This is a genomic window from Streptomyces sp. MS19, from assembly GCF_047200595.1.
Taxonomy (GTDB): domain Bacteria; phylum Actinomycetota; class Actinomycetes; order Streptomycetales; family Streptomycetaceae; genus Streptomyces.
Genome location: NZ_JBJZOH010000028.1, coordinates 26,138 through 41,194 on the forward strand (window position 1 = coordinate 26,138; position 15,057 = coordinate 41,194).

Genomic DNA, 15,057 nt, shown 5'->3' on the forward strand with positions numbered 1-15,057 from the left:
CGGCGTCGGTCAGCGCCGCCTTGCCGCCGCCGGGCGGCCGTGGCGGCGGCCCAGGTGGAGGACGAACGCGCCCCAGGTGGCGGGGGCGAACGCCAGCGCGGGGCCGTACGGGAGCTTGCTGTCGCGCACCGGCACCGCCCCCGGGCAGCCGGCGCGGCGGCGGGCGGCGACCTCGACGCAGTTGCCCCCGTCCGCGTTGCTGTAGCTCGACCTGAGCCAGCCCGTCCGGCCGGCCCCGTGCGTCCCCCGCATGGGCAGCAGTCCCCCTCGCCGCTGCACCCGGGCCGCGCCGTGGCATGGGCGGCCGAGCACATGCCTCGCCGCCGATCCTATGAGCAGACGATGTGCCGAACGGGGAGGGTGACGGGCGTGTCCTTGTCAATTCCACACTCACCCAACGCGGGCGGCCGGGCGCGGTGCCGACGGAGCGTCACGTTCTCCCGTTGGCTTTCCCCTTGGCCTGACGGGGAGTTGACGCCTGGTGGCGGGCCGGCGGGCCGTCTCCTCCGGTCGGCGCAGCACAGCGGGCGCACCGGGACGCGGTCACACAGCATGACCGTATGACCCTCAGCCATGATCATCTGCGGCGCTGCTCGGTGGCCGCGGATCTCGGTGCCGCCCGTACCCGCATCTACCTGAAGAACTCCGGTCTGGTCGTCGACGAGCCCTCCATCGTCGCCGTCAACACGAAGACCGGCGCCCTGATCGCCGTCGGCACCCCCGCCGAGCGGATGGCGGGCCGCACCCCGGCCACGATCCGCGTCGTCAAGCCGATCATCGGCGGCACCGTCGTGGACATCGACATGGCCCAGCGGATGCTGCGCGCCATGGTCGGCACCAAACTGCGCCGCGCCTGGCGGCGCAACCCGCTGCTGCGCGCCGCCGTCTGCATCCCGCACGACGCCGACCCGCTGGCGCGCCGGGCCGCCCTGGAGACGCTGGTCGGGGTCGGGGCACGGCGCGTGGAGCTGGTGGACAGCCTGATCACGGCCGGGATCGGCTGCGGCCTGCCGGTGGAGGAGCCCGAGGCGACGATGATCGTCCAGGTCGGGGCGGCGACGACCGAGGTGGCGGTCCTCTCGCTCGGCTCGATCGTGGCGGCGGACAAGGTCCCGATGGGCGGCGAGACGGTCGACCGCGCGCTGCTCCAGCACCTGCGCAACGAGCACGAGCTGATGCTGCCCTCCCTGGCCGTCCGCCCGCTGCACGAGGCACTCGGCGGCCCGGAGCAGGGCCTGGCGGAGGTGGCGGGGCGCGACGTCGCGACCGGCCTCGCGCGGACCGTGCGGGTCGACCCGCGCAGCCTGCGCGCCGCCGTGCTGCCGCCGCTGACGGCGCTGCTCGACACGATCAGGGCCGTGCTGCACCGCTGCCCGCCCGACCTGGTGGCCGACCTGGCCGAACGCGGCGTCATGCTCACCGGCGGCGCCGCGGGCCTCCCCGGGCTCGACGCGATCATCCGCGACAACACCGGCATGCCCGTCCAGGTCGCGGACGAGCCGGGGCTGTGCGCGGTCCAGGGGCTCGGGGCGCTGCTGGAGGGGCGGGTGCGGCCCCGGCTGGTGCCGCTGCCCGAGCCCACGCAGGGGTCGCGCCGCCGGGGACGGCACTCCGGGCGCGTACCGGCGGCGTCGCGGACGCCGGGCGCGCCGGCGCACGAGGCGGGCGCGGACGAGCACGCGGACCGCGAGCACGAGGCCTCGGCGACGGTCTGACGCGCCGGCCCGAGGCACACCTGCCGCCGCCCGTCCCCCCGTGGGACGGGCGGCGGTGCCTGTGGCGCGCGTGCGCCCCCTCCGACCGCCCCGGTCCGGGAACGTGACCGGCTCCCGCTCGCCCGACATCCCGGGCACGACACAGGTCCAGGCCGGACGAGCGCGGAACGCGCGTCCGCCTGTTCCCCGAGGGCGCACGCCTGGGACGCCCCCGAAGGACGGGGTACACGCGGTACCCCAGGCGCACGCGCCCACCCCGCCGCGCCACGCCGGCGGGCCCCCAGCGACAGGGGCAAACGACCGCCGTCTCCGGGAAGCGCTCCCCCAGGCAGCCGCGCACTCCGCACAGCCGATCTCCCGTACGCCCCCGCACACCTCAGGAGGTACCCAGCGGAAGGCGGTGCCCCGACTGGGTGGGCGACAAGTGCGTCCTCCGGATCTCCCCGCACCGGATCGCAGGGGCCGGAACGGTGCAGCCCCGGCCCTACGCGCGTTGTCCCCGTGCCAGGACACGCTTCCCAGAACCGCCGCGCACTCGACGCGGCCTACCCAGTGCGCCGCACAAGCCCGGCTGCACCACTTCACCCCGCCCCAGGGACGGGGGCAAACCACCGCCGTCTCCCGGAAGCGCTCCCCCAGGCAGCCGCGCACTCCGCACAGCCGCCCCCTCCCGGCCGTGCGCGCTGCTCGGTCCGGCCCACCGGGCGAGCCGCAGCCGGGCACCTCCGGCACATTCGCCGAACCGCCCGGCCGTGACAGGGGCCGGGTCAGTGCACAGGGGCCGGTGCCGGTGCCGGGGCCGTGGCCGGTGTCCTTGCCGGGCGGCGGGCCACCGCCGCCACCAGGACGGCCGCGACCAGGGCCGCGAGCCCCGCCGTCAGGTACACGCGCTCCAGCGCCGACGCGTACGCCTCCCGCACCAGCCCAGGATCACTCCCGAACGGCGCGCCGCCGCTGATCGCGTTCGCCGCATGGGGCGACAGACCCGCGCCGGTGAGGACGTCGCGGACACGCCCGCTGAAGATCGTGCCCAGCACCGCGACGCCGAGTGCGAAGCCCAGCTGCCGGAACGTGTTCACCGCGCCGCTCGCCATACCCGCCCGCTCCGGGGGCGCCGCCGCCAGCGCCGCCGCGACCAGTACCGGTATCGCCACGCCCACGCCCAGGCCCGTGACGATCAGACCCGGCAGCAGGACCTTCCAGTCCGAGCCCGCGTCGATCGCCGTCTGCGTCAGCAGGCCCACGCCGATCAGCGCGAGGCCACTGCTCACCGCCACCCAAGCGGGCAGCCTGTGCAGGAAACGCCCGCCCGCGCCCGCGAAGACGAACGACGTCAGCGCCATCGGCGCGACCGCAAGGCCCGCCTCTATGGGGCTGAGCCCCTGCACCGACTGGAGCCACAGCATCGTGTACGTGTAGTGCGCGAACGCCGCGCCCGTCAGCACCACCGCCGCGCCCATCAGCGCGGCGAACGACGGCCTGCGCAGCAGCCGCAGGTCGAGCAGCGGCTCGCCCGTGCGGCGTTCCACCAGCAGGAAAAGCACCAGCGCGACGGCGGACACGGCGAACGCGGTGACGGCCCCGCCGTCGCCCCAGCCGTCCTCGCCGCCCACGATCAGGCCGTACGTCAGGGCGGCGGCCGAGAGGGTGAACGTGACGGTGCCGGGCCAGTCGATGCGGGACGCGGAGCCGCGGGACTCGGAGACCGTGCGCAGGGTGATCAGCAGGGCGATCGCGCAGACCGGCAGGTTGACGTAGAAGATCCAGCGCCAGTCCAGGTAGTCGGTGAGGACGCCGCCGAGCAGGACGCCCAGCGCGCTGGCGGCGCCGCTGACCGCGCCCCAGATGCCGAACGCGACCGCACGGTCGCGGCCCGCGTAGGCGGCGGCGAGCAGCGGGGTGTTGGTGGCCAGCATCGCGGCGGCGGCGGCGCCTTGGACGGCGCGGGCCGCGATCAGCACGCCGACGTTCGGCGCGAGGCCGCTGACGAGCGACGCGAGGGCGAAGGCGGCGAGGCCCAGCACGTACACGCGGCGGCGGCCCAGCAGGTCGCCGGCCGTGCCCGCGACCATCACCAGGGCGGCGAGGGCGAGGGCGTACAGGTCCATGACCCACTGGAGGTCGGAGAATCCCGCGTCGAGGTCGCGGGCCATGGAGGGCAGGGCGGTGACGACGATGGTGACATCGATCAGCAGCATGAAGTTGCCCAGGCAGATCGCGGCCAGGGGCCACCACTTGCCGGTGCGTGCGCCGGGCTGAGCCTCCGGCGCTGTTGGTGCGGACGGTGCAGACATGCCGCCAAGAGTGCGGGGCGGAGTCCTCCCTGTCCCAGCCAGGCGGGGGGAAACGGCGCAGTCCGACACATCGTAGGCTCGGCGTGGTGGAATACGACGACATCGACCGCCAGGTGGTGCACGCCCTCCAGCTGGACGGGCGGGCGCCGTTCTCCCGTATCGCCCGGGTCCTGGGGGTGTCGGACCAGACGGTGGCGCGCCGGTACACGCGGCTGCGTACGGCGGGGCTGCTGCGTGTGGTCGGCCTGTGGCGGGTGGGGGCGCGCGGTGACAGCGGCTGGATCGTGCGGCTGCGGTGCACCCCGGGGGCGGCGGACGACCTGGGACGGGTGCTGGCGCGGCGACCGGACACGCTGTGGGTGCACGCGCTGTCCGGGGGAACCGAGATCAACTTCGCGGCGGTCATACCGGCGGAGGGTCCCGAGGGGTCGCGGGCGCCGACACTGCTGGAGCAGCTGCCCAGGACGCGGCAGGTGACGGACGTGACGGTGCTCAGCACGCTGCACACGTTCTTCGGCGGCCCGATGAGCCTGGTCAACAAGTCGGGGGCACTGAGCGCCGCGCAGGCCGCCGAGCTGAGCGGGACGCGCACAGGCGGGCAGCGGGGCGCGGGGCCCGTACGGGCGGACGACGGGGATCTGCGGTTGGTCGCCGCGCTGGGGGATGACGGGCGTGCGCCGTTCGCCGACCTGGCGTCGGCCACCGGGTGGTCGCAGAGCACGGTGCGGCGTCGTCTGGGGGAGCTGATGGCGGGGGGATCGGTGTACACGGACGTGGAGTACGACCACCGCATGTTCGGCATCAGGTCGCACGTGCTGATGATGCTGTCCGTCCCGCCCGCGCGCCTGGAGGAGACCGGCCGGGCACTGGCGGCGCACCCGGAGGTGGCGTACGCGGCGGCGACGACCGGGCCGACGAACCTGTTCGCGTCCGTGCTGTGCTCGGACATGGCCGCGCTGTACCGGTACCTGACGACGCGGGTGGCCGCGCTGTCGGGGGTGGAGCGCGTGGAGACGCTGCCGCTGGTGCGGACGTTCAAGGGCATCACGCCCAACGGCGGGGGCCCCGCGACCCGTGCCTGAGGGGCCCGTTGCCGCAGGGCCGCGCCGTACGGTCCGCCCCGCGCGTGGTGTCATGGAGGTGGGCAGGAGACCGGTGAGCCCGGGATCAGGCCCAGTCCACCGCAAGAGCGTGAAAGAAGGCGTGAGAGTTTCATGGCCACGCACTACGACGTCGTCGTCCTGGGCGCCGGCCCCGGCGGCTACACCGCGGCCGTCCGTGCCACCCAGCTGGGGCTGCGGACCGCTGTCATCGAGGAGAAGTACTGGGGCGGTGTGTGCCTGAACGTCGGGTGCATCCCTTCCAAGGCGCTGCTGCGCAACGCCGAGCTGGCCCACATCGTGCAGCACGAGGCCAAGACGTTCGGCATGCGCGTCGAGGGGACGGTCAGCTTCGACTACGGCGAGGCGTACAAGCGCAGCCGCAAGGTCGCGGAGGGCCGGGTCGCGGGCGTCCACTACCTGATGAAGAAGAACAGCATCACGGAGTACGACGGGCGGGGCACGTTCACCGACCCGAACACGCTGGAGGTCGCGCTGAGCGGCGGAGGCAGCGAGACCGTGACGTTCGACCACTGCGTCATCGCGGCGGGGGCGACGACGCGGCTGCTGCCGGGCACGTCCCTGAGCGACCGCGTGGTGACGTACGAGGAGCAGATCCTCACCGAGGACCTGCCGGGCAGCATCATCATCGCGGGCGCGGGCGCGATCGGCGTCGAGTTCGCGTACGTGCTGCACAACTACGGTGTGAAGGTCACGATCGTCGAGTTCCTCGACCGGATGGTGCCGCTGGAGGACGCCGAGGTCTCGAAGGAGCTGGCGCGCCAGTACCGCAAGCTCGGCATCGAGGTGCTGACCTCGACGCGGGTGGACGGCATCGACGACGGCGACCCGAACGCGCCGGTGCGCGTCACGGTGACCAACGCCAAGGGTGAGCAGCAGGTCCTGGAGGCCGACAAGGTGCTCCAAGCGATCGGTTTCGCCCCGCGCGTGACCGGTTACGGGCTGGAAGCGACCGGTGTGGAACTGACCGAGCGCGGCGCGATCGCGGTGGACGACTCCATGCGGACGAACGTGCCGCACATCTTCGCCATCGGCGACGTCACGGCGAAGCTGATGCTGGCGCACGCGGCCGAGTCGATGGGCATCGTCGCGGCCGAGACGATCGCGGGCGCGGAGACCATGCCGCTCAACTACCCGATGATCCCGCGCGCCACCTACTGCCAGCCGCAGATCGCCAGCTTCGGCTTCACCGAGGAGCAGGCGCGGGAGCGCGGCTACGACGTGAAGACCGTCAAGTTCCCCTTCACGGCGAACGGCAAGGCGCACGGCCTCGGCCAGGCGACCGGCTTCGTGAAGGTGATCAGCGACGACACGTACGGCGAGCTGCTCGGCGCGCACCTGATCGGCCCCGAGGTCACCGAGCTGCTGCCGGAGCTGACGCTGGCGCAGCAGTGGGACCTGACGGTGCACGAGATCGCGCGCAACGTCCACGCGCACCCGACGCTGGGCGAGGCAGTGAAGGAGGCCGTGCACGGCCTCTCCGGCCACATGATCAACATGTGACCACCGCCTGACACCCTCTCGGACGGCCCGCCACCGACCAGCGTCGGAGCGGGTCGTTCCGGTTGTCACCGGCCGCCGCCGGTCACCCGGTGCCGCCGTCGCACGGCCCGGAGACGGCCCCGGCCTCCCGCATTCCGTCCGCGAGTTCTTCGGCGCGGGGGAGGCAGGCGACGGTGAAGCGTCCGCTGCGGACGGCCTGCTTCCGCTTCGTGTCGAGGGCGGGCCGTTCCGGTGCGGCTTCCGCCGTGGGGGGTGCGGGGGTTAGGGTCGTCGGCGGCCGGTGACTTCGCCTGGCCCGATCCGATCTCGTACTCGACATCTCTGCCGGCGCTGGAGCCGACGCCGACGAGGGCCGCGTGAGCCGTCCCGTCCGCGTCACCTGGACGACTCCTGGCGGCCGGGGCACCGCCCGTGACGGGCGTGGTGCCCCCGGGCCGTCCCACCGCGCAGCGGAAGGTTCCACCGTGACCGCGCGTCACAGGTTCCGCAGTTCCCCACGCGTTCCCCGGGCGGGGACCGTCTCCTACCGTTCGGCCCTGCGGACCCCGGGGGCCATGGCCTTCTTCCTGGCGGCCGCGCCCGGCCGGGTCGGGGTCGCCATGTCCGGCCTCGGCATCGTCTGGCTGGTGCACGGGGAGACCGGGTCGTTCGGCGCCGCCGGGCTCGTCACCGGCGCGTTCGCCGTGGCGGAGACCGTGGTCGGCCCGCAGACGGCCCGTCTCCTCGACCGTCACGGCCAGCCGCGCGTCCTCGTGCCCCTGCTGTGCGCGCACGCCGGAGCGCTCGCGGCGCTGGTCGCGCTCGTCCTGGCGGGCGCGCCGGGGGCGGCGCTGGCGGCGGCGGGGCTCGCCGCCGGGGCGACCGTCCCGCAGTTCGGGGCGCTCAGCGCGGCCCGCTGGTCGGCCCTGCTGCACGGCAGGCCGGAGCTGACCCCGGCGTTCGCGCTGGAGACACTGGCCAACGAGGTCGCGTTCCTCGTCGGCCCGGCGCTCGCGGTGCTCGCGGCGACGCGCGTGCACCCGGCGGCGGGCACGGCGACGGCGGGGGCGCTCGTCGTCGGCGCGGGGCTGGTCCTCGCGGCGCTGCGGCGTACGGCCCCGGTGCCCGCCGCGCGCGCCTCGGGTGACCGTACGGCCGGCGCCGTCCGTGGCGCGGGGGGCCGCCTGTGGACCCGGGACTTCGCCGTCCTGCTGGCGGTCAACCTGGCCCTCGGCGTCTTCTTCGGCTCGACGCAGGTCTCGGTGAGCGCCTTCGCCGACGCCCACGGCGCCGCGTCGGCCGCCGGGCTCCTGTACGGCGTGATGAGCGCGGCGAGCCTGCTGGCCGGTCTGGCGTACGGGCGGTGGCAGCGGGACGCCGTGCCCGCCGCGCGGCTGCCCCTGATCCTCACCTGCCTGGCCTGCGCGTCGCTGCTGCCGCTGCTGGCCGGGAGCCCGTGGCAGCTCGGTCTCGCGCTGCTGCTGCCCGGCGCGTGCGTCGCGCCGTGCGTGATCGTCTCCTCGACGCTGGTGGCGAGGACCGTGCACCGGTCGGTGCTGACCCAGGCCTTCACCTGGACGAACTCCGCGAGCGCGGCGGGGATCGCCGTCGCCGCGGCGGCGGTCGGGCGGCTCGCCGACGGGCCGGGGGGCGTGCGGGGCGGCTTCGCCGTGCCGCTCGTCGTGGTGGCCGTGACGGCGGGCCTGGCCTGGGCGGGCCGCCGCGCGCCGGCGCCGGAGCGGCTGCCGGTGGAGGCTCACCGGTGAATTGTCAGACCCCCTCGATACGGTCGGGGGCATGGAAGCGATCGGAACGTTCACAGTGACCGCCTTCGTGCCGGCGGAGCCGCCGGAACCGGTGGGCGAGGCTGTCGCCACCGGGGTGCCGGTGGGGCTGGCGACGATGGAGAAGCGGTTCGAGGGCGAGGTCGCGGGCCGTTCGGCCACCCTGTTCACGTCCGCCTTCGACGAGGCGGCGGGGAACGGGACGTACCTCGCCCTGGAGTCCTTCGACGGCGCGCTGCACGGGCGGCGGGGCACCTTCTGCTTCGTCCACTCGAAGTCGATGGCGGACGGCGCGAGCCGGACGGACTTCTTCACCGTCGTGCCCGGCAGCGGCACCGGGGAGCTGGCCGGGATATCGGGCGGGGGCTCGCTCGACGTGGACGCGGACGGGACGCACCGCGTCCGGTTCGACTACGAGCTGGCCTGAGCGCCGCGGCTGACGGCCGCGCGGACGATCCACGGTGTACGGGGCGCCGGCGGGCACGGCCGCCCGACGCCGGTGGGTCCGCGCCGGGCACGCTCCGCGCGACATGGGCGTGACGCTGCCGTGAGGTGCGCACGTGGGTCGGCAGCACCGGCCGGCCCATGTGCACATCGCCCGCCCGGCGTCACTTGCCGCTGTAGACGGGGAACGCGCTGTGTTCCCCGTAGTCCACATCGCGCAGATCCCGCAGGGCCTCCATGTCGTCGCCGGAGATCTCGAAGTCCACCTCGGCGTTGGCGCGCATGTGCTCGGGGTTCGCCGTCTTGGGCAGCGGCACCATCCCCAGCTGGAGGGTGTAGCGGATGCACAGCTGCGCGACGGACACGCCGTACTTCTCCGCCATCGACCTGACCTCGGCGTTCCGCAGGATCGCTCCGTGTGCGATCGGGGAGTACGCCTCGACGAGGATCTGCTTGTCCGCGCAGTAGTCCAGCAGGTCCGTGGGGGTGTTGCCGGCGTGGACGAGCAGCTGGTTCACATGCGGCACGACGGTCGCGCCCCGGAGGATGTTGTCCAGGTCCCGCTGCCGGAAGTTGGAGACCCCGATGGAGCGGATCCTGCCGGCCTGATGCGCCTCTTCGAGCGCGCGCCATGCCGCGCGGTTGCCTTCGGCGTAGTCACCGCCGCGGAAGTCGTCCCAGGGCTGCGGGCTGTGGATGAGCATCAGGTCGATGTGGCCGATCCCGAGCTGCTCCAGTGACCCGTCGATCGCCTCGGCCGCCTTGTCGTAGTCCTTGATCTCCGCGGCGAGTTTGGTCGAGACGAACAGCTCGTCGCGAGGCACGCCGGCGGTGCGTACGCCCTCGCCGACGCCGCGCTCGTTGCCGTACGCCTGGGCGGTGTCGATGTTGCGGTAGCCGATCCCCACGGCCGCGCGGACCGCCTCGGCCACCTGGTCGTCGTCGATGAACCAGGTGCCGAGTCCCAGCTTGGGTATCCGGACGCCGTTGGACAGCGTGAAGGTCTCGTCCAGTGTGGTCATGCGTGCGCTCCGTTCTCCGGCAGTTCGCCGTACGCCTCGTCGGCGACGGGTTCGAGCCATTCGTTGCCGACGTTCTCACCAGGGGTGAGGAAGGCGATGTGGGAGAACCACGAGTCGGCCTTCGCGCCGTGCCAGTGCTTCGTGCCCGCCGGGACGCGGATCACCGTTCCCGGCTCCATGCTGACGGGGTCGTCGCCCTCGGCCTGGTACCAGCCGCTGCCGGCCGTGCACAGCAGGACCTGGTCGCCGGCGCCGCCCGTGCCGTGGTGGATGTGCCAGTTGTTGCGGCAGCCCGGCTCGAAGGAGACATTGCTGACGGGAACGCTCCCCGAGGCGAGCGGCGCCAGGTAGCTCTGGCCGGTGAAGTACTGCGCGAAGGCATCGTTCCGCTCTCCGAGCGGGAAGATCTGGTGGAATCCGTTGGCAGTCATTTCCCTCTCTCCCTCTGTCTGTCTCCTACGTTCCGCGCCGAAATGCGGTCTCCCCCTCCGGAAACGCGCGCGCCCGGCATGTCCGGCGAGGTGATCGGCCCCGCACCTTCGAAGATGGGCCGACGGATGTCGCCGCAGGCTGGGAGAGAGCATGGCCGAGAACACAGGCACCGGCTGGACCGGCGGGAAGGACGCCTTCGGCGACTTCGCCCCGGGAATGGCCCATTACACCGACAAGGTTCTTTTCGACGAGGTCTGGGAACGCCAGGGTCTGTCCAAGCGCGACCGCTGCCTCGTCACCGTCTCCGCCCTCACCGCGCTCGGGAAGATGGACCAGCTGCGGTTCCATCTCAGCTTCGCCCGCCGGCACGGCGTCACCGACGAGGAACTGCGGGAAGCCCTGCTGCACCTGGCGTTCTACTCCGGCTGGCCCAACGGCATGGGGGCGACGAGCGTGCTGGAGAACGTCGTCGAGCAGCAGGGCTGAGCGCCCCCGGGCGCGGGCCGCCGCTTCGGCCGGATGGGCGGCGAGGGCGTTCCCGTCCACAGCTCGTGGCCCGGGACCGCGCCGCGGCTCCCGGTGGGCCCGGCGCCGCGACCGGCCGCCGGCCGGCGTGCTCAGGCGCCGGCTGGTCCGCTCGGTCACGGCCGCGGCCCCCTGTCCCGCGCGTCGGCGGCGTCGGCGGCGTCGGTGGCGTCGGCCGCCTCATCGGTGCCCGGCGGCTCGGGCGCGGCGGCAGCGTCCGCCACGCCCGCCGTGTCCGCCTCGATCTCGTCGTGCAGCCGCTCACAGATGCGGCTCAGCAGCCGTGAGACGTGCATCTGGGAGATGCCGAGCCGGTCGGCTATCTCGCTCTGCGTGCGCTCCTCGAAGAAGCGCAGGTAGAGAATCCGCCGGTCGCGCTCGGACAGGCCGCTGAGGCGCGGGCGGACCATCTCCCGGTAGAGGACCTGCTCGTAGCCCGGGTCGGCGTCGCCGAGGGTGTCGCCCAGCGCGTAGCCCTCGCCGTCGCGCGTGATGTCCGCGTCCAGCGACAGCGGGCTGAAGCCGCCGAGCGCGGCGAGCCCGTCCCGCACCTCGTCCTCGGTGAGGTCGCAGTGCTCGGCCAGTTCGCGGACGGCCGGGGCGTGGTCGTCCACACGGCAGTCCAGCTCCTGGCGCGCGGCCCGCACCTGGTTGCGCAGTTCCTGGGTGCGGCGGGGCACGTGCACACCCCACAGGTGGTCGCGGAAGTGCCGCTTGACCTCGCCGACGATCGTCGGGACGGCGTAGCTCTCGAACGCCTTGCCGCGGTGGGGGTCGTACCGGTCCACGGCCTTGACCAGGCCGAGGGCCGCGACCTGTTCCAGGTCCTCCAGGCTCTCGCCGCGGTCCCTGAACCGGCGGGCGAGGCGGTCGGCCATCGGCATCCAGGCGCACACCACTTCCTGGCGGAGTCTGCTGCGCTCCGCGCCGTCCGGAAGAGTGGCGAGCCGTTCGAAGCGGCCGGTGGTGTCGGGGGCGTCATCGTGCGGGTGGCGCCTGGGTCGTGTCGGCGTGACTGCCGTTGTTCCCATGACTTCTCTCCGCTGTGGACTGCTGGGGGGTGTGCTGTCGGTGTGCAGCCGCCGCGAGGGCCGGTCACCGCGGGAGGCCGGCGGGGAGGAGCACCCGGTCAGCGGGCGTCCGGCCTCCGGTGGCCCCGGCGGTCGCGGGGGATTGTCGCCTTTGACGCACCTTGTCCTGTCACCCCCTCCGCGTGCCCGCCGCGCCCGGGGTGAAACTCCGATGGACGCGTCCGGATTGCCCGGTTTCGAGGGTGGCGGCACACTCGGTGAAGAACCGTCGCCCCTGCGAAGCGGCCCGGGGGCGGCCCGGGTGGCGCCGCATTCCGCCGGAGGTCCGCGCATGGACGTGCTGGTACTGATCGGGCGGATCGTCTTCGCCCTCCTCTTCCTCCTCTCCGCGTTCAACCACCTGACGCGCAGCGGGCCCCTGGCCGCCTACGCGGCGGGCAAGGGCCTTCCCTCGCCGCGGCTCGCCGTCCTCGGCTCGGGCGTCCTGCTGCTGGCGGCTCGCTGAGCCTGCTGCTGGGGGTCCGGCCCGACCTGGGCGCCCTGCTGCTGGTGGTCTTCCTGGTGCCGACCGCGCTGGTGATGCACAACTTCTGGACGGTCTCCGACCCGGGTGCGCGGGCGAACGACATGCTGCATTTCCAGAAGTCCGCTCCAGAGAGAAGAGGGGGCGCTGGCGGGCGCCGCGCTGGCGATGGCGGGGCTGTTCGCCGTCGCGGGGGACGACGTGGGGCCGACCTGGACGAAGCCGCTCTTCGGCTGAGCCGCACGGGACGCGCGTGCGTCCGTCGTTCTTTCATCCGAACGGGTGACAGCGGGCGGGGAACCACGGCCGGCGGCCCCCCGTTGCCTGGACGAGGGCGGCTCCGCCGGAGTGGGAGAGGCGAGGACGTCAGCGGGTAGAGGGGGAGACGAGGAGGCCGGGAGACCGGCGCGGACGGCGGGAAGAAGGGGGGTGAGCGCGGTGAACGTGCTCGACGTGGTGCTGATCCTGGGGGCGGTGCTCGCCGGGGTCTCCGGGTACCAGCGGGGGCTTGTCGCCGGGGTGATCTCGCTCGCGGGCTTCGTCGGCGGCGCGGTGATCGGCGTGTGGCTGCTGCCGTTCGCGATCGAACCGCTGACGCCCGGGTCGGTCGGGGCGACGACGGTGGCGCTGCTCGTCGTCCTCATACCGGCGGCCGTCGGCCAGGCGGTCACCTGGCCGCTGGCCCTGCGGCTTCGGCAGGGCGTGCGCCGGGCGCCGACGCGGTGGCTCGACGGGGTCGGCGGCGCGGTGTTCAACGCGGTGGCGCTGCTGCTCGTCGCCTGGATCGCCGCCAGCGCGCTGCTGCCCACGCCCTCGGCCGGGCTGAACCGCGAGGTGCAGGGCTCGCGCGTCCTCGGCACCGTGCAGGACCGCATGCCGGACCAGGCGCCGACCTGGTTCAGCCGCGCGACCCGCGCGCTGACGGACGCCGGCTTCCCGCAGGTCTTCGACCCGTTCGCCAACGCGCCGACCGCCCAGGTGCCCGAGCCGTCGGGCGACAACGTGACGGACGCCGCCGTCGCCGCCGCGCGCGACTCGACCGTGAAGATCACCGCCGCGTCCGGGCTCGGCTCGGGCCAGGAGGGCAGCGGCTTCGTCTTCGCGGACGGCCGGGTGATGACCAACGCTCACGTGGTCGACGGCGCGGACGCCGTCGTCGTCCAGGTCGGCGGGGTCGGGGAGCGGCTGGACGCGAGCGTGGTCCTGGCGGACGCCGGCGTGGACGTCGCGGTGCTCGACGTGCCGGGGCTCGGCGCGCCGACCGTGGCGCTGGCCGGGGACGCCGACCGCGGCGACCCCGCCGTGGTCGCGGGCTACCCGCAGAACGGCGGGCTCGACCTGCGGGCCGCGACCGTCGCGGGGCGGACCAGCGCCCGTGGCCAGGACATCCACGGCGACAGCATGGTCACCCGGGACATCTACACGATCCGCTCCCTCGTCCGGCCGGGGAACTCGGGCGGCCCCCTGCTCACCACGGAGGGCGAGGTGTACGGCATGGTGTTCGCCCGGTCGGTGACGGACAGCGACACCGGTTATGTCCTCACGGCGGACCAGATACGCGGCTACATGTGAGGCGCGTCTGAGGCGTCTGGTTCGTCCCGTCGCGGGTGGGGTACTCGGTCAGGCCGTACGGCCTCCGTCGTGTGGCGCGCGCAGGACGTGCCATGGGAGAGCAGGACGTGCCATGGGAGAGGAGCCCCGGGATGAAACTGCCAGCGGCACGCGGGGAGCTGTCGGCCACGCTGATCGGGGCACTCGGCCAGGACCCGGAGCGCGACAGGGTGGTGCTGCCGGGGGACGCGGGCGACGCCGACCCGTTCGGCGACGACGTCCAGCTGGCGCTGTTCGTCGCCTACGAGCTGCACTACCGGGGCTTCGACGGCGTCGCCGACGCCTGGGAGTGGCACCCCGAGGTGCTGCGGCTGCGCGGCGCGCTGGAGCGGTGCTTCCTCGCGGGCCTGCGCGCGGCGGTCCCCGGCCACACGGACCTGCGGGCGACGCTGGACGACCTGCTGGTCGAGCCCGTCGAGAGCAGCGGCGTCAGCGGCTTCCTGAAGGACGAGGGCGAGCTGTGGCAGCTGCGGGAGTACGCGGCGCTGCGGTCGCTCTACCACCTCAAGGAGGGCGACCCGCACGCGTACGGGATACCGCACCTGACCGGCCGCGCGAAGGCCGGTCTCGTGGCCGTCGAGTACGACGAGTACGGCGCCGGGCGCGCGGACCGGATGCACCAGCGGCTCTGGGCCGGCCTGATGGCCGACCTCGGGCTCGCCCCCGCGTACGGGCACTACGTGGAACAGGGCACGGCCGAACTGCTGGCGACGGTCAACCTCATGTCGCTGTTCGGGCTGCACCGCGCGCTGCGCGGCGCCCTCGTGGGCCACTACGCGACGGTCGAGATCACCTCGTCCCCCGCGTCGCGCCGCATGACGCAGGCCATGGAGCGGATGGGCGCCGGCCAGGCGGCGATCCACTTCTACGCCGAGCACGTGGAGGCGGACGCGGTGCACGAGCAGGTGATGCGCCACGAGGTGGTCGGCGGGCTGCTGGAGGACGAGCCGGAGCTGACGGACGACGTCGTGTTCGGCGTCGAGGCGACGGGGCTGCTGGAGGACCGGCTCGCGGCCGCACTGACCACCCCCTGGCGCGCGGGCCGCACCGCGCTGCGCACGCCCTGACCCCGG

General features: G+C 73.8%; 15 protein-coding genes. 10 read left to right on the plus strand and 5 right to left on the minus strand.

The features are described from left to right. Positions 1 to 9: 9 nt before the first annotated feature. Positions 10 to 252 (minus strand): DUF397 domain-containing protein, encoded by a 243-nt coding sequence (locus ACL02R_RS22420; RefSeq protein WP_412798764.1) that lies wholly within the window; start codon positions 250 to 252, stop codon positions 10 to 12. Between the two features lie 308 nt (positions 253 to 560). Between ACL02R_RS22420 and ACL02R_RS22425 the strand changes: the two genes are divergently transcribed. Then, the gene (locus ACL02R_RS22425) at positions 561 to 1,715 is read left to right on the plus strand and encodes a rod shape-determining protein (protein WP_412798765.1); all 1,155 of its coding nucleotides are present in this window, start codon (positions 561 to 563) and stop codon (positions 1,713 to 1,715) included. A gap of 767 nt (positions 1,716 to 2,482) precedes the next feature. Here the strand turns inward: ACL02R_RS22425 and ACL02R_RS22430 are convergent. Continuing rightward, complete coding sequence (locus tag ACL02R_RS22430) at positions 2,483 to 4,009, minus strand: MFS transporter (protein ID WP_412798766.1); 1,527 nt, start codon at positions 4,007 to 4,009, stop codon at positions 2,483 to 2,485. A gap of 86 nt (positions 4,010 to 4,095) precedes the next feature. Here ACL02R_RS22430 and ACL02R_RS22435 point away from each other — a divergent pair, with 86 nt between their 5' ends. The 4 genes from ACL02R_RS22435 (at position 4,096) to ACL02R_RS22450 (ending at position 8,823) form a co-directional block, all read left to right on the plus strand. After that, entirely contained in the window at positions 4,096 to 5,091 is a 996-nt protein-coding gene (locus ACL02R_RS22435) for an Lrp/AsnC family transcriptional regulator (RefSeq protein WP_412798767.1), read from the plus strand. 132 nt (positions 5,092 to 5,223) lie between these two features. Then, a complete protein-coding gene (lpdA, locus tag ACL02R_RS22440) occupies positions 5,224 to 6,633 on the plus strand; it encodes a dihydrolipoyl dehydrogenase (protein ID WP_412798768.1) in 1,410 nt (469 codons plus the stop codon). A gap of 554 nt (positions 6,634 to 7,187) precedes the next feature. Beyond that, positions 7,188 to 8,378 carry an MFS transporter gene (locus ACL02R_RS22445; protein ID WP_412798769.1) on the plus strand — a complete coding sequence of 397 codons (1,191 nt, stop codon included), beginning with the start codon at positions 7,188 to 7,190 and terminating at the stop codon, positions 8,376 to 8,378. 31 nt (positions 8,379 to 8,409) lie between these two features. Further along, positions 8,410 to 8,823 carry a DUF3224 domain-containing protein gene (locus ACL02R_RS22450; RefSeq protein WP_412798770.1) on the plus strand — a complete coding sequence of 138 codons (414 nt, stop codon included), beginning with the start codon at positions 8,410 to 8,412 and terminating at the stop codon, positions 8,821 to 8,823. A gap of 181 nt (positions 8,824 to 9,004) precedes the next feature. Here the strand turns inward: ACL02R_RS22450 and ACL02R_RS22455 are convergent, their stop codons facing one another. Continuing rightward, positions 9,005 to 9,862 (minus strand): aldo/keto reductase, encoded by an 858-nt coding sequence (locus tag ACL02R_RS22455; protein ID WP_412798771.1) that lies wholly within the window; start codon positions 9,860 to 9,862, stop codon positions 9,005 to 9,007. Further along, positions 9,859 to 10,293, minus strand: a complete 435-nt coding sequence (locus tag ACL02R_RS22460) for a cupin domain-containing protein (protein WP_412798772.1) — start codon at positions 10,291 to 10,293, stop codon at positions 9,859 to 9,861. Before ACL02R_RS22460 ends, ACL02R_RS22455 begins: the two co-directional genes overlap by 4 nt. A gap of 151 nt (positions 10,294 to 10,444) precedes the next feature. Here ACL02R_RS22460 and ACL02R_RS22465 point away from each other — a divergent pair, with 151 nt between their 5' ends. Then, the gene (locus tag ACL02R_RS22465) at positions 10,445 to 10,780 is read left to right on the plus strand and encodes a carboxymuconolactone decarboxylase family protein (RefSeq protein ID WP_412798773.1); all 336 of its coding nucleotides are present in this window, start codon (positions 10,445 to 10,447) and stop codon (positions 10,778 to 10,780) included. Positions 10,781 to 10,935: 155 nt separating this feature from the next. Here ACL02R_RS22465 and ACL02R_RS22470 read toward each other — a convergent pair whose 3' ends face one another. Then, positions 10,936 to 11,850 (minus strand): SigB/SigF/SigG family RNA polymerase sigma factor, encoded by a 915-nt coding sequence (locus ACL02R_RS22470; RefSeq protein ID WP_412798774.1) that lies wholly within the window; start codon positions 11,848 to 11,850, stop codon positions 10,936 to 10,938. Between the two features lie 331 nt (positions 11,851 to 12,181). Here ACL02R_RS22470 and ACL02R_RS22475 point away from each other — a divergent pair, with 331 nt between their 5' ends. The 4 genes from ACL02R_RS22475 to ACL02R_RS22490 all read left to right on the plus strand — a co-directional run bounded on the left by ACL02R_RS22475 (position 12,182) and on the right by ACL02R_RS22490 (position 15,051). Next, complete coding sequence (locus tag ACL02R_RS22475) at positions 12,182 to 12,355, plus strand: hypothetical protein (RefSeq protein ID WP_412798775.1); 174 nt, start codon at positions 12,182 to 12,184, stop codon at positions 12,353 to 12,355. Between the two features lie 105 nt (positions 12,356 to 12,460). Beyond that, entirely contained in the window at positions 12,461 to 12,610 is a 150-nt protein-coding gene (locus tag ACL02R_RS22480) for a hypothetical protein (RefSeq protein ID WP_412798776.1), read from the plus strand. Between the two features lie 201 nt (positions 12,611 to 12,811). Beyond that, complete coding sequence (locus ACL02R_RS22485; RefSeq protein ID WP_412798803.1) at positions 12,812 to 13,945, plus strand: MarP family serine protease; 1,134 nt, start codon at positions 12,812 to 12,814, stop codon at positions 13,943 to 13,945. A gap of 131 nt (positions 13,946 to 14,076) precedes the next feature. Beyond that, positions 14,077 to 15,051 (plus strand): iron-containing redox enzyme family protein, encoded by a 975-nt coding sequence (locus ACL02R_RS22490; RefSeq protein ID WP_412798777.1) that lies wholly within the window; start codon positions 14,077 to 14,079, stop codon positions 15,049 to 15,051. Positions 15,052 to 15,057 lie beyond the last annotated feature (6 nt).